Consider the following 18,050-nt stretch of genomic DNA (forward strand, 5'->3'; position numbering starts at 1 on the left):
GCGGCCGATCCAGACGTTCGATGAGGACCCCACGATCACGGAGTGACGCATTCCCTGCCGGTGGGTCGTCACGCAGTCTCTGACTCGCCGTGACAAGATCGCCTCGTGCGCAACGAGCAACGCCTACGAACACGGACGCCCGAGTCCCGAGCCTTCGCGGAGCGCGTACAGCTCGTCATGAACCTGACCTCGCGCCTCAACGTGCTGCCGTTTGACGACCTCGACACGCGCAGGACGGTGCTCACCGAGATCTTCGGTGGACCCATCCCTGACTCGCTGTCCATCCTGCCCCCGTTCTATTGCGACTACGGGCTTGGAGCATCGTTCGGAGAGCGCGTGTTCATCAATCAGGGATGCTTCTTCCTCGACTACGGGGGCATCACCATCGGTGACCGCGTCCTGATCGGTCCCCGAGTAACTCTGAGCACGGCCGGACACCCCGTCGAGCTCGACGAACGGTACGACTTCATCACGCACGCGCCCATCGTCATCGAGGATGATGTGTGGATCGGCGCCGCAGCCACGGTCACCCCCGGAGTGACAATCGGTAGGGGCTCAGTCGTCGGCGCGGGCGCCGTTGTCGCGAAGGACGTGCCGCCTTTGAGCGTGGTGACAGCTACAAGCGTTGTCGAGCGCAAGCGTCTGAAGCCAGCGTCTACCGCAACCTGAAACCTGCGGCTCACCCACGCTCATCGACACGTCCGGATGCGTGCACCGCTAGGCGGTTACCTTGCGTGACGAGCGCTAGGCGGCATGAGAGTGCACACCTTGAGCCCGGGAGCATACACGTCGTCTATCAGCGGAAGCTGTGGCTTCAGCACTTTGCGCCGACCTCGGCAACGCTGCGTCCGATTGCCGCCAGACGCAACAGCTCCAGCGAACCAACCTGGACACGTATCGAATACGAATTCGAGCATGACCAGCGGCCCCGTAAGGTTTGAACACTGGTACGACTTCACCGAGGGCGGCCCAGTGCACCGCGCGCTGCTGCCGTTCCCGTCAACGGCTCCCGCCCGTTCGAGGTCGGTCGCTGGTCAGTTGCGCCGAAAACGTCCAACGACCTTGATATGCACCGGTCGCGTGAGGTGTGGGTCATCGCGTCCGGAATCGGCACCTTGACGTGGGCGGACCAGACGAGAGTTCTGCGCGCCGGGGACGTCGCGGCGTTCGAGAGCAAGGTGCCGCACCAGATTCGCAACGACGGAGCGGATCCGCTCCTCGCCATCTCCGTCTACTGCCTGCAAGAGAACGACTGACGCGCACGGAATCAAACAACAGGATCCGAACATCGGCTACCGCGACCGCGAGCCGCGAGCGCTCACGTAACCCTCCGTGGCGCGCGGATCGCGGATCCAGATCCGCGCACGTGATCTCGGGCTCATTGCGTCCCAGGGGCGTGGCGGGCCGCTCACGTGCAAGTGATCTACTCGATGGGTGAGCAACCTGCGAGATCTCATCGTCCGCTGGCAGCGCGGCTGGGGCGTGGCTCGCGCGCTGCCTGTCGCCGAAGACGTAGGCGGCGCGTTGCGGGTCCGGTGCATGCAGCCCGGCCGCGACATCGAGTATGTCGCGCTCGATGCCGGCGAGGACCTCGCGTCGCTCACCACGCTGGCTGAGCTAGTTGCTGGCGAGGACGCCGTCACGTGGCTGACCGTGCCCACCACCGACCCGGCGAGGGCAGCCTCGGCTCTGGCGGCCGCCGGCCTGATCGTGCTTAAGCACTCGGAACTGCTGATGACAGCCGATCTTCGCGAGCATCCGCAGAACATGCCCGTCGCACCGTACCGGCTCCTGACCCAGGTCGACTCGCACGGAGGCGACAGCGTGGTCACGGCCACGGTAGGGCACGACTCGGGACAGGTCGGTGCGCGCGGGACGATGGGACTGGCCGGTACGGATGCGGTCGCAGACCGGATCGAAACCATGCCGGCTCATCGCCGCAAGGGCCTAGCCAGCGCGGTCATGAGTGCACTAGCCCGTTCCGCGATCGAAGAAGGCGTCGAACAGGGCATTCTCATCGCCAGCGAGGACGGTCAGCGTCTGTACATGACGCTCGGCTGGCAGCCGGTAGCCGATGTACTGATCGCAACGACGCCTGGCAACGCGTACCCGTCCTGAACGGCGCAGATATTCGCGGCCGATCCACACTCCTCGTCGTCGCCCAGGCGAGCGCGCAATCCAACGACCGGCAGGCCTCGGTCGGTGTGGGTCAGGCCGCATCGTCCGACGACAACGGCGCACTGATCTCGGCAGATGCGGATGCTCGGCGCGGACGGCGCAGGTCTCGGCCCGTGACAGAGCGTCACTCTGACGGCGTTGATGAGGTGAATTCCGACTACTCGATCAACGGAGCCGGCCAGTCAGTCTCAACCCCCGATCCGTGGCCCGACCCCGTCAGGGTCGACGATGGAGTCGGGGGCGTTCACCTTCGTCGCCGGTATCGGGCCGGCCCTGACCTTCGTTCGCGCCCGGTCATGAGCGACCGCGCGCGGACGGCCGCGTGACGTAGTCCATGGCAAGGCCACCTTCCCTCTCGCCCCAGCTCAGGCCCAAGGCGGCGGCTCATAGCAGGACGAACGAGAAATCCCTGTGAGTCCTGCGGTTCAGCGGAATGCCGATCTTGACGTAGGGAGCGATCTCCCCGCGGCTGATGCCCAGCCCCTTCGGCGATGAGCCGTTCGGGGCGAAGGGGCACGGGGTCGTCGAAGACGACCGAAACCTGGACGGGCCAGGGGCTTTCGGGAGGGGACGGGGCGAGCAGTTCCCAGCATGAGTCCCACTCCAGGGCGAACCGGTTGCGCCGGGCGGTCAGCGGGTCGAGAAGGACGCGGGCGACGAGGGTGGAGGAGTTGCCGGAGTAGCCCTCCAGAAGGATCGGATCCAGGTACCGGACCGGGACGCGATCGTGAACGGTGATCTTGCTGGTGCGGTCGCAGGAAACGCAGGCGGCCGGCCAGATGTCGAGGAGTTTGCCGTTGGCGTTGACGCGGAGCTTCCCGTCGCCGGTGGCGGCGAGGCCGGAATGGCGGTGGACGCAGCGGAACGCGAGCAGGGGAAGGCGCGTGGGTCGAAGGGCCCAGGACAGCATGGTGTGAGGACGCGTAGACATGATCTCTCTGAAGACCTGACGGTAGGCATGGGAAAAGAGCCGACGGCGACGTCGGCGACCGATGCACGGAAGGTGTCGGGTCTAAAGAGCGGGCGGTGTCACGCGGGTGAAGTCCTCTCGTGAGTGGATCGGAGAAGAAGATCCAGTTACAAGGTAGAGCGGGACGGGCTGGCGAGGCCACCCGTTTTGTCCTGGTGCCGAGCACTGAGGGGCGGGGTCGGCGAGCTCGCCATGCGCCGATCGCCTGAGCGTCGCCGCCTTGCAAAGATGCGACGATGAGCTTTCTGATCAGCAGGGCATCCGCGTCAGCCATCGCTCAGGGATCGCTCTGACGGGCGAAACCGGACGTCGGCGGGATCGGCTGCGTCGCGGCGAGAGATTTCTCCGGGGCCGTGTCGATCTGCGGGCCACTCGTTCGACGTTAGGGTGCGAGGGCCGAGAGGCGGCCCCGCCGGACGAGGAGAACGCGATGCCGAAGTACCTGCTGATCATGCGGGGTACCGACGAGTCGAACGCGGCAATGATGACCAACATCGACGAGATGATGGCCACAACCCGCCAGTTCATCGAGGAGATGGTCAAGGCCGGCGTTCTCCTCGCGGCGGAAGGGCTGGACGATCCGGGCAAGGGCGTCGTGGTCGACTTCACCGGCGAGGTCCCGGTGGTCACGGACGGGCCGTACGGCGAGACCAAGGAACTGTTCGGGGGCTTCTTCCTGCTCGACGTCGCCTCGAAACAGGAGGCGGTCGAGTGGGCCAAGCGGGTCCCGGCGGCCCGCGGGTCCAAGATCGAGGTCCGGCGGGTGCCTGGGAGCGACGAGGTCCCGCAGGTCCGCGAGTGATCGTCAAGGACTGGGCCGGGCGCGAGAGCAACGGCCAGATCTGATGGGTACGGTCGATGTCGAGGCCGTCTGGCGGATCGAGTCGGCGCGGATCGTCGCCGCGCTGACCCGGTTCACCGGCGATTTCGGGCTGGCTGAGGACGCGGCCCAGGAGGCGGTGGCCGAGGCGTTGGTGTCGTGGCCGCTCGCCTCTCCGGCGAATCCGGCCGGCTGGCTGATGGCCACGGCCCGGCGGCGGGCGATCGACGCGATCCGCCGCCGGAGCGCCCTGCAGGACCGATACGCCCAGCTGGCGGCCGACTTGGCGGTGGACGAAGAAATCGATCCCGACAAGATCGATGACGACGTGCTTGCGCTGATGTTCATCAGCTGCCACCCGGTGCTCTCCCCCGAGGCCCGGGTGGCGCTGACCCTGCGCGTGGTCGGCGGCCTGTCCAGCGAGGAGATCGCCCGCGCGTTCCTCGTACCCGTGCCGACCGTGCAGGCCCGCATCACCCGGGGCAAGAAGACGATCGCGGCGGCCGGGGTGCCGTTCGAGCTGCCGCCGGCCGACGAGCGCCGGGAGCGGCTGGGCGGCGTGCTCAGCGTCATCTACGTGATCTTCACCGAGGGGTCGACGGCCACCTCAGGCGACCGGCTGCTGCGCCCCGACGTCGCGTACGAGGCGATCCGGCTGGCCCGCACGCTGGCCGCGCTGCAACCGGCCGAGCCGGAGGTGCACGATCTGCTCGCGTTGTGCGAGCTGACGGCCGCGCGCTTCCCGGCCCGGACCGGCCCGGACGGCTCGCCGATCCTGCTCGAGGACCAGGACCGGCGGCGGTGGGACATCTCGGCGATCCGCCGTGGGCTGGCCGCGCTGGCCAAGGCATCGACTCGCGGCCTCGGCCCCTACGGCCTGCAGGCCGCGATCGCCGCCACCCACGCGTCGGCGCCCTCGGTCGAGGCAACCGACTGGGACCGGATCGTAGTGCTCTACGAGGCACTCGGCCGGGTCGCACCGTCGCCGGTGGTCGTGCTCAACCGGGCCGTCGCTGTTGCCATGGCCTCGGGCCCGGCGCAAGCCCTGGCCATCGTGGACGAGCTGATCGCCTCGGACCGGCTCCCCGGTTCGCATTTGGTTCCGACCGTACGTGGTGAGCTGCTGACCCGGCTCGGACGGCGACCGGAAGCGCGCGCCGAGCTGGAGCTGGCGGCCCGGCTGTGCGCCAACCAGCGCGAACGCTCAGTGCTGTTGCGCAAGGCGGCCACGCTGAGCTGACTTCTCCAGCTCGGCCAACCAGCCGGCCGGCTGCGCGCATCTCCCACCATCGAAGAAGCCACTCTTGCGTCCGACGTCCCTGCCCGGCCTCGGCGGAGACATGGCCGGATGACGGAGCCGGCAGACGGGCCATTTGGGCATCATCATCAGCCGTTGAGCTACCCGTTGCCGGATCAGCTTGGACGCCCAGCCACCCGCCCGTACCTTCCGCGACGCTGCTGGCTGCCCGGATGGGTACCGCGGTACTACGCCGGAACCGAGAGATCATTCCGTGGTACCGCCGCCGGAGGGCGTTCGGCCTCTAGCGTCGTTGACGGGATGCCGGAAACGCGGCGGAGTCGAGGCGAGGGATGGTCGATGATCGAGGCACGGCAGCTGACGAAGCGGTACGGCGAGAAGACGGCGGTCGACCGCCTCGACTTCGAGGTGAAGCCCGGCATGGTGACCGGGTTCCTCGGGCCGAACGGTGCGGGGAAGTCCACCACCATGCGCTTGATCATCGGGCTGGACGCTCCGACCAGTGGGTCAGTGACCGTCAACGGCCGGCGGTACGCGCGCCACACGGCGCCGCTGCAGGAGGTCGGAGCACTGCTGGAGGCGCGGTCGATCCACCCGGGCCGCACCGCGTTCGACCACCTGATGGTCCTCGCCCACACGCACGGTATCCCGCGGCGGCGGGTCGACGAGATGATCGAGCTGACCGGGTTGCAGTCCGTGGCGCGCAGGCGTGCCGGGTCGTTTTCGCTGGGCATGGGGCAGCGGCTCGGCATCGCCGCCGCGTTGCTCGGCGACCCGGCCACGGTGATGCTCGACGAGCCCGTCAACGGTCTCGACCCCGAGGGCGTGCTGTGGATACGCAACCTGCTCGCCGGGCTCGCCGCCGAGGGCCGCACGGTGTTCGTGTCGTCGCACCTGATGGCCGAGGTGGCGCTCGTCGCCGAGCACCTCATCGTCGTCGGGCGCGGGCGGCTGCTCGCCGACACCACCGTGCAGGACCTGGTGCGCCACGCTGGCGGCGACACCGTCACCGTGGCCACCGCGGACCCGGCCCGGTTGCGGGCCGCACTGGCCGGCCCGGGCGTCGAGATCACCGGGCGGGCCGGCTCCGAGCAGCTGCAGGTGAGCGGCCTGTCGGCACGGCAGATCGGGCTCGTGGCCGCCGAGCATGGCATCGCGCTGTTCGAGCTCACCCCGAAGCACGTATCGCTGGAGGAGGCGTTCATGGATCTGACGAGGGACGCCGTGGAGTACCACGGCGCCGTGACGAGCGGGGTGGCGGCATGAGCACTGTTACGGAAGTTCGCACCGCGGGAGCCGGCGCCGGGCCGGTGTCGCGGCCCGCGTACAAGGTCACTGGGCGGCGGGTGCTCCGCTCGGAGTGGGCGAAGCTGTGGACGCTGCGCTCCACCTGGATCACGCTCGCCCTCGGGCTGGCCGGCCTGCTGGTGTTCGGCAGCATCGCGGCGGTGCGGTACAAGTCGCTGGCCACCTCCGGCGGCACCCGGCCGGGCTCGGGGGAGTTCGTCAACGCGAGCGCGGTGACCCTGACGCTGTTCGGCGTACGGTTCGGCCAGCTGGCGCTCGGCGTGCTCGGCGTGCTGGTCGCCGCGGGTGAGTACTCCACGGGCATGATCCGCTCGACGCTGGCCGCGGTGCCGCGCCGGCTGCCGGTGCTGTGGTCCAAGGCCACCGTGTACGGCGTGGTCGCCTTCGTCGTCGGCGTCGCCGGCGCGTTCGGCGGGTTCCTGATCGTCAACGCCATCGTGAACGGCACCCCGGCCCACATGCCCCTGTCGGACAGCGGCGTCGCCCGGTCGCTGCTCGGCGCCGGCCTCTATCTGAGCCTCGTCGGGGTGATCGGGACCGCGCTCGGGATGCTGATGCGCTCGGTGCCCGGGGCCATCTCGGTGCTCGTCGCCACGCTGCTGCTGGTGCCCGGGCTGCTGTCGCTGCTGCCGACCTCCTGGCAGGACAACATCGGGCCGTACCTGCCGAGCAACGCTGGCGAGTCGCTGTACGCGCTGCACCACAGCACGGGCATGCTGTCCGCGGGGACCGGCGCGCTGGTCCTGCTGGGCTGGACCGTCCTGGCGCTGGCCGGCGCCGCCTACCGTCTGGTACGCAAGGACGCATGACCATCGCAACGGGTTGGTGACGATGAGCTCTGCAGGCACCGACCATCTCGCCGCCCATCCGCTGGTCGACCGGCTCGCCGGCCTTGGCCAGCGGCTGCGGCGGTTCGACGCCCGGCGGCCATGGCTGTTCGACACGGCGGTGGTCGCCGCGGTACTGCTGGTGTTCTGCATTCCCGACCTCGTCCACACCGACGAGCGGCGGGAGCTGCGGGTCCTGCTGAACCATCCGCCCCTGGCCGCCACGGTCGCCCTGCAGCTCGGCCTCGTCCTGCCGCTGTTCTGGCGCCGGCGGGCACCAACCGCCGCGTTCTACGCCATCGCCGCGGTGTTCGTCCTACAGTGGTCCCTCGGCGTGCTGCTCCGCGCCGACGTCGCGCTGCTCATCGCCATCTATAGCCTCGTGCTGCGGGTCCATCCGGCCCGGCTGCTCTGGGCCGGACTGACCGTCGCCGCGGCGATGTCCCTGGTCGCGTGGCGGGCCTCCGCCGTCGTGACGCCGTGGGACGCGCTGTTCTTCCTATACAGCGCCGCTACCGCGGCCGCCGCCCTGGGTGTCGCCATCCGCATCCGCCGGGCACAGCTGGCCGCGCTGCGCGACCGGGCGCTGCGTCTGGAGATCGAGCGCGACCAGCGCAGCCGGCTCGCCGCAGCCACCGAACGCACCCGGGTGGCTCGCGAGATGCACGACATCGTCGGCCACAGCCTGTCGGTGATCATCTCACTGGCCGACGGCGGCGCGTACGCGGTCGGCGGCAACCCGCAACGCGGCCGCGAGGCGCTTGAACTCATCGGCGACACCAGCCGGCAGGCCCTCGCCGAACTGCGCCGGGTGCTCGGCGTCCTGCGCGACGAGACCGAGGCCGCCGAGCGCCACCCGCAGCCCGGCGTCGCCGAGATCAGCGCCCTGTGTGAGCGCATCCGGGTGGCCGGACCGGACGTCGTCTACCGCACCGCCGGCAACCTTGATGCCCTCGACCCCGGGGTACAGCTCACCGCGTACCGGATCGCACAGGAGGCGCTCACCAACGCGCTGCGGTACGCGGGGCCGCACACCGCGCTCGACGTCGGCCTCACCGCCGCCGACGGGCGGCTGCAGATCACGGTGCACGACACCGGCCCCCAGCCGCCCGACCGCCCGCCACCGCCGCCCGCGAAACCCGGGCACGGACTCGCCGGCATGCGCGAGCGAGCCGCCCTGTACGCCGGAACCGTCGAGGCCGGCCGGCGCCCTGGCGGAGGCTGGACGGTGCGGGCGATCCTCGACCTGACCCCGCTCGCCGCACTCGAAGGCCAGACATGATCACCGTGCTCATCGTCGACGACCAGCCCCTGCAACGGCTGGGTTTCCGCATGCTGCTCGAGAACAACGAGGAAACGGACGTCGTCGGAGAAGCCGGCAACGGTACCGAGGCGGTGCGCCGAGCCGAGCAGCTGCACCCCGACGTGATTCTCATGGACGTACGCATGCCCGGCATGGACGGCATCGAGGCCACCCGACGCATCGTCGCGGCCGGCGACCGGTCCCGGGTGCTCGTGCTGACCACGTTCGACCTAGACGAGTACGCGCACGCCGCCCTGCGCGCCGGGGCCAGCGGCTTCCTGCTCAAGGACGCGCGCCCCGAGGAGCTTCTGGCAGGCATCCGGGCGGTCGCGGACGGCGACGCCGTCATCGCGCCCGCGCTGACCCGCCGACTGCTGGACCGCTTCGCCGGCCAGCTCGCCGCCGGCCCCTCGCAGCCGGGCCGGACCGACCCGCGGCTGGCCAGCCTCACCGACCGGGAACGCGAGATCCTCGTGGCGATCGGCAGTGGCTGGACCAACCGGGAGATCGCCGAGCGGCTCGTGCTGTCGGAGTCCACCGTGAAGACCCACGTCGGCAAGGTCCTCGCCAAGATAGGTGCCCGCGACCGCGTACAGGCCGTCATCTTCGCCTACGACCAGGGACTCACCCGACCGAACACCGGCGGATGACCGTCCATGCGATCCGGCGACCGATCGGGCATACACGCCGTACGACAGGCGTAGTCGGACAGGCCGCACGCGGGTGGGTCGTGCGCCAAGCGACGAGATCCGCCTCGTGGTTGCTTGGGGTGTCCCGTCCGACGCCGGCCGCGCCTCGGGAACGGACCGGAGCGTGGACGGGTTGATCTCTTCGGCATTGGCGAACCGCACCAGCCGCGCGGACCGCCGGGCCGGGGTCACCGGCTGCCGCCCGATGCCCGTGAGCTGGGCAAACTCAGCGGTAGCGGATCACCGGCGACCGTGGCGGTGTGGTTCGCACGGTGGTACCTCCGGCCCACTGTGCCGCAGCTGCAGGCCGGCAACTGCCGGAGTCGACCGGAACGGGGGACCTGGACGAGTTCGGCGAGGGCGCCTACTACCTGCACCTGCACCAGCCATGCGGGTTCGCCGCAGTGAACTACCAGCAGAGCTGACCGCCGCAAGCGCTGTCGCCGATGCTGCCGGGTACCACGCCGCACGCTGCAGCATTGCCACCGAACCATGGCGGCTCTGCTCGATCAGGCATGAAGGACGTGTTCGTCCGAGTTCCTCGTCGGACAACACTGTTCTCGGCTACGACCGGGCGCTGCGGCACCGGGGACATCACGCTCCGTCGGGGTCGGCGGTATGAGCGAGCACCCGGTCAAGAAGTCCCGCCAGGAGTGGGGCCGGCGCGGTCCTGGCGAGGCGGCGGGCGAGGTGCCCGAAGGCGTCGACAAGCTCGGCGGGGCCGACAACCTCGATCTCGGTGTCGAACCGGGCGATGGCGGCGGCGAGGCCGGGCCAGGACCAGGAGCCGAGAGTGAGCCGGCAGCGGTCCGAGCCGAGCTCCTCGACGATCCCGTCGCGCGTGTAGAGGGCCACGACGGCGGCCGGCAGGTCAAGAATCGCGGTGCCCTCGCAGGGCCAGCCGATGGTGCCGTCGTCAGCGCCGCGGAACCTGCCGGTGACGAAGGTGGTCACGTCGCCGCCGGGCAGTTCCCTGGGCGTGAAGCGGGGTCCGTTGGGGATGCGCAGGGTGATCCGGTCGGCGCGGAAGGTGCGCCAGTCCGACCGGTCGAGGTCCCACGCGACGAGGTACCAGCGTCCGTCCCAGGTGATGACGTGGTGCGGCTCGACGCGGCGCGGGGGCTTGTCCGCGGTCTCGGAGCCGTAGTCGAAGCGGAGGATCTCGTGGGCTCGTACGGCGGAGCTGATCGCCAGGAGCACGTCGCCGTCGATCGGGGCGGCCGGTCGGGTGGCGGGCCGTTCGACGGCGGTGATCTGGAGGGCGTGGATGCGGTGCCGCAGCCGGGACGGCATGACCTGCCGGATGGTGGTCAACGCCCGTGCTGCCGCTTCGCCGGTGCCGTCGCCCAGTGTGGTGGCGGCGGTCTGCAGCGCGATGGTGAGGGCCACGGCCTGCTCGTCGTCGAACAGCAGAGGCGGTAGCTCGGTGCCGGCGCTGAGCCGGTAGCCACCGTCGGGACCCTTGACGGCGGCGATGGGGTAGCCGAGCTCGCGCAGCCGGTCCACGTCGCGGCGCACGGTCCGCAGGCTGATGCCGAGCCGCTCGGCCAGCAGCGTGCCCGGCCAGTCACGGCGCGTCTGCAGCAGCGACAACATGGCCAGCAGTCGACCAGAGGTTTTCGGCATGAGGCTGAAATCTACCCGCAGTAGATGCCACAACCTGTCACCTACGCCGTCGAACCTTGGTGACGACGCCGGCCGGACACCGTGACCGGAAACAACTTCCACCAGGAGCCTTGGATGAGCATCACCACCACCGCCCACCTCAACTTCCGGGGCAACGCCCGGCAGGCGCTGGAGTTCTACCACTCGGTGTTCGGCGGCGAGATCATGGCCATCACGTACGGCGACTTCGGGATGCCGAACGACCTGCCCGACGCCAGCAAGGTCGTCTGGGGCCAGGTCGCGGCCGACGACGGCTTCCGCGTCATGGCCTACGACGTCCCCAGCCAGGCCGGAGCCGGCATCGCGCCGGCGCCCTCCACGCGACGCGAGAACGGCATGACCCTGACCGGCGAGCCGTTCTTCCTGTCCGTCCGCGGCGAGACCGTCGAAGAGGTCGGCGCGCTGTGGGAGAAGCTGGCCGATGGCGCCACCGTCGTCGAGGCGTACGGCCCGGCGCAGTGGGCACCCGGGTTCGGGATGCTGACCGACCGCTTCGGCATCACCTGGATCCTCGACGTCGCCGCCCAGTACGCCAACGCCTGACCCTCGCCCTCTGGCAACGGGACGAGACGCCCAGCTCGGCGGCCTCGTCCCGTTGCCAGATCCCCCGGGCCTAACTAAAGGAGCCATTCATGCGTACGCGTCCCCTGGGCCGCACCGGCATCCAGCTCCCCCACCTGCGCCGCCGTACCGCCGACCGCGCGCGCGCCGCAGGAGACCGGAGTTGACATCCTCCCGGCCCTGAAGGGCCAGGATTCTCACGGTCGCCCGTGAGGTTTCCTGTTTCATCGCCGACTGCCTTTCCGGGAGGACTTTCCCTTGAGGTCTTACATCAGCTCCGCAGGCGTTTTACCCCTCCGCCAGCCCGGCGGCGAGAATGTTCTTAGCAGCGTTGATGTCCCGATCGTGCACGGCCCCGCAACCCGGGCACGTCCAAGCGCGGACATCGAGGGTGAGGGTGGTGTTGATCCGCCCGCACCCGGAGCAGGTTTTGGACGTGGGCAGCCACCGGTCGACGGGGATCACCTTACGCCCGTACCAGGTGGCTTTGTACTCCAGCATGCCGCGGAACTGGCCCCAGGCCGCGTCGGAGATGACACGGGCCAGACGCCGGTTGCGGAGCATGTTGCGCACGCTGAGGTCTTCGATCGCGACCGTTTGGGTCTCACGGACGAGTCGAGTGGTCAGCTTGTGCAGGTGGTCCCGCCGCCGGTCGGCGATCCGGGCGTGGATGCGGGCCACTCTGAGCCGGGCCTTGGCCCGGTTCGCGGAGCCGTCCTGTTTGCGGGCCAGGTTCCGCTGCGCCTTGGCGAGCTTGCGCCGGTCGGCCTGCCCGTAACGCGGGTTGGCCACCTTGCCCAGCTCGTCACTCACCCCGGGCATCGGGCAGGACAGGGTGAGAAGACTGGTGATGCCCGCGTCCACACCGACCTCCGCCGCGACCGGCGGCAGCGGCGTCACCGTCGGGTCCTCCACCAGCAGGGACACGAACCAGCGTCCGGCAGCGTCCCGGGACACCGTGACCGTGGAAGGTTCCGCCCCCTCCGGCAACGGTCGGGACCACACGATTTCCAGCGGCGCGTTCATCTTGGCCAGAGTGAGCCGGCCGTCACGCCACCGGAAGGCGGAGCGGGTGTATTCGGCCGACGCCCGCGACTTGCGCTTGGACTTGAACCTCGGATACCGGGACCGCTTGTCCCAGAACGCTACGAATCCGGCCTGCAGATGCCGCAGCGTCTGCTGCAACGGCACCGACGACACCTCGTTCAGGAACGCCAGGTCATCGGTGCGTTTCCACTCCGTCAGCCACCCCGACGACTCAACGTACGTGGTGCGCCGACGGTCGACCGCCCACGCCCGGGTGCGGGCTTCCAACGCTCGGTTGTACACCACACGCACGCACCCGAAGGTGCGGTTCAGCTGCCCAGCCTGTTCAGGAGACGGGTAGAAGCGGTACTTGTAAGCCCGCTTCACCACATCACCCACGACCCACATCCTAACGACTATCCATGTAAGACGATCACTGAGGGGAGGGGGCGGCGTCTCCTCCCGGCCGTAAACGGCCGGGAGGAGACGCCGCAATTCCGATGACCGAGCGCCTCGACGTGCGAGCGCTCAACCGCGCTACCCTCGCCCGTCAGTTCCTGCTCGAGCGCACCGACGTGTCCGTGCTCGACGCGGTCGGCCACCTGTGCGGGTTGCAGGCGCAGGAACCGCAGGAACCTTTCGTCGGGCTGTGGTCGCGGGTGAGCAGCTTCGACCCTTCGGAACTCTCACGGCTGCTCGAGCAGCGCGCCGTGGTGCGGCTGCACCTGATGCGCCGCACCGTGCACCTGGTCACCGCCGAGGACGCCTGGAACTGGCGTCCTCGGCACCAGGTGCTGCTGCGCCAACGGATTCTCGGTGTGTACGCCCGTGATCTCACCGGGCTCGACCTGGACGAGCTCGCGGCCCAGGCACGGGCAGAGGTACAGGAACGCTGGAGTGAGACCAGGATGGCTCCCCGTGATGTGACCGATCACGCCTGACAGGTGGGGTTGCATAGTCGGCCGCCGTCGCGCCCTTGCGCTTGCTGCCGCCTGGATCGTGGTCCCGTCCATTGCCACGGTAGCTACGTTGACCGCCGCGACGGACACCCCGCTCAGCCGGACCCGGCCAGCACGATCGCGGCCACCTTCTGGGCAGGGAGCAGGTCGACGACGACTACAGGCCGGTGAGGTACGAGCGATCAGCGGCTACTTTAGAGCGGATGCCGGGCTACAGGGTTGCTCTTGCGGCCGCGAGGGTGGATTGCACTCGAATTTGGTGGGCTTCCGCCCTAGGATCATGATCATGGAGATCCTGCGGTACGCCGCGTTCAGTGCCGATCCGGCTGGCGGCAACCCGGCTGGTGTTGTGCTGGATGCCACCGGGCTCAGCGACGCGGAGATGCAGCGGCTCGCGGCCGAGGTCGGGTACTCCGAAACGGCGTTCCTCGTACCTGACGGGGACGGGCATTTCAAGGTGCGCTACTTCAGCCCAAAGGCAGAGGTCCCATTCTGCGGCCACGCGACCATCGCGTCGGCAGCTGCCTACGCCGAGCGGCACGGTCCGCGAATCCTGCATCTGGAGACCCGCGCCGGCCTGGTCGAGGTCTCCACCAAGATGCACGCGGACGGCACCACCACCGCCACGCTGATCAGCGTCGAACCCCGAACCAAACCTGTCTCCGCCAGCGACCTTGCGGCCCTGCTCGAAGCGCTGCGATGGACATCGGGTGACCTCGACGCGACGCTGCCGCCGCGGATCGCCTTCGCCGGGGCGTGGCATCCCATCGTGGCCGCCGCGAGCCGGCAACGCCTGGCCAACCTGGACTACAACATGGCGGCCCTGGCCAGCCTGATGGCCCAGCGCGGCTGGACAACGATCAACCTGGTCCACCGCGAGTCCGCGCTGGTGTTCCACGCGCGTAACCCGTTCCCACCCGGTGGCGTTGTGGAGGACCCCGCGACCGGTGCGGCAGCGGCCGCGTTGGGTGGCTACCTACGCGAGCTGGGCCTGGTGACGCCGCCCGCGACGGTCACCGTGCACCAGGGCCAGGACATGGGCCGCCCAAGCCTGCTCACGGTAAACATCCCCGCCCAACCCAGAACCGGGATCGCGGTGACCGGCGCCGCCGTTGCCCTCACCTGACCTGCAGGCGAGCGGGTCTGACGGACCCAGCCGATGCCGCCAACGCCCACTGCGTCGCGCTGATCGGCACCACCTCCTGCAACGGCGATGCGGTCTCTGAAACGGCGCCTGCCTGACATCGTCTACCGGCGCATGATCAACGACGCCGTAGCCGCGGCGACGGGCCCGGGAGGACACCGGGGAACGACTACTGACTCCAGCGTGACCAGCTCGCATCCCCAAGCCGGCTCTTCGGAGAAGTCACTTCCCGGACCCGCCGAGACCCAGCTTAGAACCCCGCTCCCGGCGATGTCTTGACAGAGAGGGGAGCCTACTTAGCGGACGTCCGCGCACTACTCGTTGATGAGCTGCTCTCGAAGAATGTCTGCGTGCCCGCAGTGCTGGGCGAGCTCGCGCAGCACGTGGAGATACACCCACCGCAGCGGGAGCGGGCCCCGGCGGTGTCCGTGAAGGATGTCGTCCAGACCCAGGGATGACGTCGCATGGCGTGATGCTTCGCAGGCTTCGCGGTGTGCGTGCTGGACGGTGGCGATCGTGTCGTCGTCATCGAGGATGAACGACTCCTCTGACGTCGCAGGGATGCCGATCTCAGCGCGCGACCGGCACGTGACGGCTTCGTCAAACCAGACCTTCTCGACGAAAGTCGCGTGCTTCACAAGACCCAGCAGCGTGGTCCGGGAGGCCACCAACGATCGGCGCGCCTGTTCCTCTGTCAGCCCGTCCAAGCAGCCGTTGAGCGCGCCGCGGTGCTCGTCGAGGAACGCCTCGAACTGGGCACGGGCTGGCTGTGCGATGACCTGGTCGGCGAAGGTGGGCGGGTAGGAAGGCATGGGCAAAGCATTCCAGACCGCTGCACAGCGGCAACTAGCGGACATCGGCACGAGCGGTCGGCTGACTTGTCGGTCTCGTAGGTGCGGCCCCTGACGCCCGCTCGACGGCAGATGAGGATACGTCCAGGAACAGGGCGAGGTTAATGCTGTATCTACCGGCGGCCATTCGATGTCGACCCGCCTCACGCGACCAGCGCTGTCACGATTGGCTGCGGGCCGGGTGCTGGGGCTGTCTGCTACGGTCGCCGCCATGACTGCCGTATGGCGGATCGCGAACTATCACCGGGCCGAGGCGCCGGTGACCGAGCCGGTCACCAAGTTCGGCGGTCAGCCCGTCTGGCTTAGCGGAGCGCAGTGGCCGGTCAGCCAAGGCTGGGACAGCCCGATGCGGTTTGTCTGCCAGATCGCATTGGAGCCCGAGCTCGCCGGAGCCGGCCCGGGACAGTTGGCCTACGTGTTCGTCACCCATGGCGACCACGGCAGCGACGTGGAGGACTTCGACCCGGACGTCATCTTCCCCGACGGCGGCGAGAACGCCGTCATCATCCAGCCCGGCGGCGTCTTCGACGGGCCGACCAGCCCACTGACCAGCGGCCCAACCCTCTACCACCGCGATGGGTCGCCAGCGGAGTACACCGTCGAACTGGCCCGCGGTGAGGACCCCGAGCACCTGCCGTACGACGCCTACACGGCGCTGCCACCACACGAACAGGACCGCCACTTCCAGACACTGGACCAGGACAAGATCGGCGGGACGGCACTACTGCTCAACGGACACGACTGGCCCAAGAGGGGGCCGTGGCGGCCCCTACTGCGCCTCGAGACGAACTGGAAACCGTTCCACCTCAACCTCGGCGCCGCACCGGTGGCCTTCGCGTTCATCTCCACCGACGGCCGACACGGGTGCTTCCTCGTCCAAGACTCGTAGCCAATCCTGCCCGTACACCAGTCGCCAGCGGCGAACACAACGCGCCCTGCCGGCGCACGCCTCGCGGCAGATCAGCGCACCCCCGACCTTGGCCAACCGGTGCCGCGCGACGTGCGATTAGGGTCTGCGCATGCGGGATGACGTCGTTCTGCGGCTCGACCGCGCAACCGCCGAAGATCCGTACGTTGCGCTGCACGAGGCCGGAGAGCACATCGCGGCGGGCGCAGCCATCACTCCACCCACCGCCGAGGAGGCCGAGCGGCTGGGTAGTCTCCTGCGGGACCTGGGCCACGCCCTTGGCCGTCGTTGCTCTCCGTACTGCGACCATCTTTAGGAGGTCGCGCGTGCTCAGCGGCAGATCCGTGCACCCGGCAGGAACTGGCGGTAAATGCACACGATGCAGCCGACTGGGCAGGCGGCATCAGCCCGGATTGTCCTCGGTCCGCCGTGCCGGGCGAGCGCTCGCTTCAGGCGCGCATCAACTGTGCGGCGGCGGTGACGCTGGGCGGACACGGCCCCGCGTCCCGGACCGGCCTGGTCCCGCTGTGGCGGCCTGGAACAGTGCAGCTGTTGACCTGAGGTGAGCAGCTAGCTCTGCCGGGCCGCTGACGTCGAACGGAAGCCCGATCGACGCCAGCCGGAGCGTATGCCATTCGGGGGTGTCCGGCGGCGCCTGCCACCGGCAGGTGCCGTCCGGCTGGTCGGTCAGGGTGCCCGGCGGCGGCGCGCCGAGGCGGTCCACCACGTGGGCGGCCGGTGCGTGGATCACTACGTCGGCCGGGTATGTCGGGGCCATCTGCGTGGTCCGGCTGGCGACGAAGGCGGCGACGTCCCCGCCGGGTACGTCTCTCGTGGTCGCCCGGGCACCGGTTGCGGCGAGGTCCGTGACCCGGTCCAGTCGGAAGGTCCGCCAATCGTCGCGGTCGAGGTCGAAAGCGAGCAGGTACCAGCGCCGCCCGGCCGTCACCAGGGCGCGCGGCTCGACGTGCCGGCCCTCGTCGCGGTACCGGAACCGCAGCCGCTTGTGGTTGGCGATCGTGGTGGCGGCGACGACCAGGGCGTCGGGGTCCACCGGCTCCGGGGCGAGAGAGAACGGGTGGGCCACCGTGGAGGAGGCCAGCGTGTCGACCCGGCGGCGCAGCCGGGCCGGCAGGACCTGAGGCAGCTTGCGCAACGCGCGCACCGCCGCGTCGTCCGCCCCGGTCACCGCCTGCACCGCCGCCGTGCGCAGCCCGATGGCCACGGCGACCGCCTCGTCATCCTCGAGCAGCAGCGGCGGCATCGCGGAGCCTGCCGTCAGCCGGTAACCGCCCAGCCCGCCCTGCTCGGCGTACACCGGGTAGCCCAGCTCGCGCAGCCGGTCGACGTCGCGCCGTACGGTCCGGCCGGACACCCCGAGCCGCTGCGCGAGCTCGCTTCCCGGCCATAGCCGAGGAGTCTGCAACAGCGACAGCAGGGACAGCAGTCGGGCACGCGCGTCGGACATGGCCGTCATTCTGCCGATCGACTAGTACGGCAGCCGCCAATTGCTAGCTGACCAGGGCGTAGTCGCGATTCAGTCGGGTGCGTTGGTGGAACCAGCGGGCGCGGGCTTGGTGACGG

General features: G+C 69.4%; 21 protein-coding genes. 16 read left to right on the forward strand and 5 right to left on the reverse strand.

Features of this window, described 5'->3' with window-relative positions; all coding sequences use genetic code 11:
- The first annotated feature begins 105 nt into the window (after nucleotides 1–105).
- The 3 genes from ACFYM6_RS33210 to ACFYM6_RS33220 all read left to right on the forward strand — a co-directional run bounded on the left by ACFYM6_RS33210 (nucleotide 106) and on the right by ACFYM6_RS33220 (nucleotide 2,118).
- A complete protein-coding gene (locus ACFYM6_RS33210; protein WP_387281422.1) occupies nucleotides 106–669 on the forward strand; it encodes a sugar O-acetyltransferase in 564 nt (187 codons plus the stop codon).
- Nucleotides 670–944: 275 nt separating this feature from the next.
- A complete protein-coding gene (locus ACFYM6_RS33215) occupies nucleotides 945–1,256 on the forward strand; it encodes a cupin domain-containing protein (RefSeq protein ID WP_387281441.1) in 312 nt (103 codons plus the stop codon).
- A 178-nt stretch (nucleotides 1,257–1,434) separates the two neighbouring features.
- Nucleotides 1,435–2,118, forward strand: coding sequence for a GNAT family N-acetyltransferase (locus tag ACFYM6_RS33220; RefSeq protein WP_387281423.1), 684 nt, complete (start codon nucleotides 1,435–1,437; stop codon nucleotides 2,116–2,118).
- A gap of 304 nt (nucleotides 2,119–2,422) precedes the next feature.
- Here the strand turns inward: ACFYM6_RS33220 and ACFYM6_RS33225 are convergent, their stop codons facing one another.
- The gene (locus tag ACFYM6_RS33225) at nucleotides 2,423–2,959 is read right to left on the reverse strand and encodes a DUF1062 domain-containing protein (RefSeq protein ID WP_387281442.1); all 537 of its coding nucleotides are present in this window, start codon (nucleotides 2,957–2,959) and stop codon (nucleotides 2,423–2,425) included.
- Here ACFYM6_RS33225 and ACFYM6_RS33230 point away from each other — a divergent pair.
- The 8 genes from ACFYM6_RS33230 (at nucleotide 2,906) to ACFYM6_RS33265 (ending at nucleotide 9,778) form a co-directional block, all read left to right on the forward strand.
- Complete coding sequence (locus tag ACFYM6_RS33230; protein ID WP_387281443.1) at nucleotides 2,906–3,232, forward strand: hypothetical protein; 327 nt, start codon at nucleotides 2,906–2,908, stop codon at nucleotides 3,230–3,232. The genes ACFYM6_RS33225 and ACFYM6_RS33230 overlap by 54 nt on opposite strands.
- Before the next feature lie 346 nt (nucleotides 3,233–3,578).
- Entirely contained in the window at nucleotides 3,579–3,950 is a 372-nt protein-coding gene (locus ACFYM6_RS33235) for a YciI family protein (RefSeq protein ID WP_387281424.1), read from the forward strand.
- A 43-nt stretch (nucleotides 3,951–3,993) separates the two neighbouring features.
- On the forward strand, nucleotides 3,994–5,208 hold the full coding sequence (locus tag ACFYM6_RS33240; RefSeq protein ID WP_387281425.1) for an RNA polymerase sigma factor: 1,215 nt from the start codon (nucleotides 3,994–3,996) through the stop codon (nucleotides 5,206–5,208).
- Between the two features lie 357 nt (nucleotides 5,209–5,565).
- Nucleotides 5,566–6,492, forward strand: a complete 927-nt coding sequence (locus ACFYM6_RS33245) for an ABC transporter ATP-binding protein (RefSeq protein WP_387281426.1) — start codon at nucleotides 5,566–5,568, stop codon at nucleotides 6,490–6,492.
- Entirely contained in the window at nucleotides 6,489–7,343 is an 855-nt protein-coding gene (locus ACFYM6_RS33250) for an ABC transporter permease subunit (RefSeq protein ID WP_387281427.1), read from the forward strand. The genes ACFYM6_RS33245 and ACFYM6_RS33250 overlap by 4 nt, the downstream gene beginning before the upstream one ends.
- A 22-nt stretch (nucleotides 7,344–7,365) precedes the next feature.
- On the forward strand, nucleotides 7,366–8,643 hold the full coding sequence (locus ACFYM6_RS33255) for a sensor histidine kinase (RefSeq protein ID WP_387281428.1): 1,278 nt from the start codon (nucleotides 7,366–7,368) through the stop codon (nucleotides 8,641–8,643).
- Nucleotides 8,640–9,314, forward strand: coding sequence for a response regulator (locus ACFYM6_RS33260; RefSeq protein WP_387281429.1), 675 nt, complete (start codon nucleotides 8,640–8,642; stop codon nucleotides 9,312–9,314). The genes ACFYM6_RS33255 and ACFYM6_RS33260 overlap by 4 nt, the downstream gene beginning before the upstream one ends.
- Nucleotides 9,315–9,613: 299 nt before the next feature.
- Nucleotides 9,614–9,778, forward strand: a complete 165-nt coding sequence (locus tag ACFYM6_RS33265; protein WP_387281430.1) for a hypothetical protein — start codon at nucleotides 9,614–9,616, stop codon at nucleotides 9,776–9,778.
- A gap of 169 nt (nucleotides 9,779–9,947) precedes the next feature.
- On the opposite strand, the gene ACFYM6_RS33270 is transcribed toward ACFYM6_RS33265, so the two are convergent.
- The gene (locus tag ACFYM6_RS33270; RefSeq protein ID WP_387281431.1) at nucleotides 9,948–10,979 is read right to left on the reverse strand and encodes a helix-turn-helix transcriptional regulator; all 1,032 of its coding nucleotides are present in this window, start codon (nucleotides 10,977–10,979) and stop codon (nucleotides 9,948–9,950) included.
- Between the two features lie 114 nt (nucleotides 10,980–11,093).
- Here ACFYM6_RS33270 and ACFYM6_RS33275 point away from each other — a divergent pair, with 114 nt between their 5' ends.
- Nucleotides 11,094–11,561 (forward strand): VOC family protein, encoded by a 468-nt coding sequence (locus ACFYM6_RS33275; protein ID WP_387281432.1) that lies wholly within the window; start codon nucleotides 11,094–11,096, stop codon nucleotides 11,559–11,561.
- Nucleotides 11,562–11,867: 306 nt separating this feature from the next.
- On the opposite strand, the gene ACFYM6_RS33280 is transcribed toward ACFYM6_RS33275, so the two are convergent.
- A complete protein-coding gene (locus ACFYM6_RS33280) occupies nucleotides 11,868–13,004 on the reverse strand; it encodes an RNA-guided endonuclease InsQ/TnpB family protein (RefSeq protein ID WP_387281433.1) in 1,137 nt (378 codons plus the stop codon).
- Between the two features lie 101 nt (nucleotides 13,005–13,105).
- Here ACFYM6_RS33280 and ACFYM6_RS33285 point away from each other — a divergent pair, with 101 nt between their 5' ends.
- Complete coding sequence (locus tag ACFYM6_RS33285; protein WP_387281434.1) at nucleotides 13,106–13,546, forward strand: DNA glycosylase AlkZ-like family protein; 441 nt, start codon at nucleotides 13,106–13,108, stop codon at nucleotides 13,544–13,546.
- 304 nt (nucleotides 13,547–13,850) lie between these two features.
- Complete coding sequence (locus ACFYM6_RS33290) at nucleotides 13,851–14,690, forward strand: PhzF family phenazine biosynthesis protein (RefSeq protein ID WP_387281435.1); 840 nt, start codon at nucleotides 13,851–13,853, stop codon at nucleotides 14,688–14,690.
- Between the two features lie 332 nt (nucleotides 14,691–15,022).
- Here the strand turns inward: ACFYM6_RS33290 and ACFYM6_RS33295 are convergent, their stop codons facing one another.
- Nucleotides 15,023–15,520 carry a DinB family protein gene (locus ACFYM6_RS33295; protein WP_387281436.1) on the reverse strand — a complete coding sequence of 166 codons (498 nt, stop codon included), beginning with the start codon at nucleotides 15,518–15,520 and terminating at the stop codon, nucleotides 15,023–15,025.
- 250 nt (nucleotides 15,521–15,770) lie between these two features.
- Between ACFYM6_RS33295 and ACFYM6_RS33300 the strand changes: the two genes are divergently transcribed.
- Complete coding sequence (locus ACFYM6_RS33300) at nucleotides 15,771–16,448, forward strand: hypothetical protein (RefSeq protein ID WP_387281437.1); 678 nt, start codon at nucleotides 15,771–15,773, stop codon at nucleotides 16,446–16,448.
- A gap of 130 nt (nucleotides 16,449–16,578) precedes the next feature.
- The gene (locus ACFYM6_RS33305) at nucleotides 16,579–16,782 is read left to right on the forward strand and encodes a hypothetical protein (RefSeq protein ID WP_387281438.1); all 204 of its coding nucleotides are present in this window, start codon (nucleotides 16,579–16,581) and stop codon (nucleotides 16,780–16,782) included.
- Between the two features lie 144 nt (nucleotides 16,783–16,926).
- On the opposite strand, the gene ACFYM6_RS33310 is transcribed toward ACFYM6_RS33305, so the two are convergent.
- Nucleotides 16,927–17,934: a helix-turn-helix transcriptional regulator gene (locus ACFYM6_RS33310; RefSeq protein WP_387281439.1), complete on the reverse strand. Its 1,008-nt coding sequence runs from the start codon at nucleotides 17,932–17,934 to the stop codon at nucleotides 16,927–16,929.
- Nucleotides 17,935–18,050 lie beyond the last annotated feature (116 nt).

The organism is Micromonospora sp. NPDC006431 (genome assembly GCF_042870725.1).
Lineage (GTDB): Bacteria > Actinomycetota > Actinomycetes > Mycobacteriales > Micromonosporaceae > Micromonospora.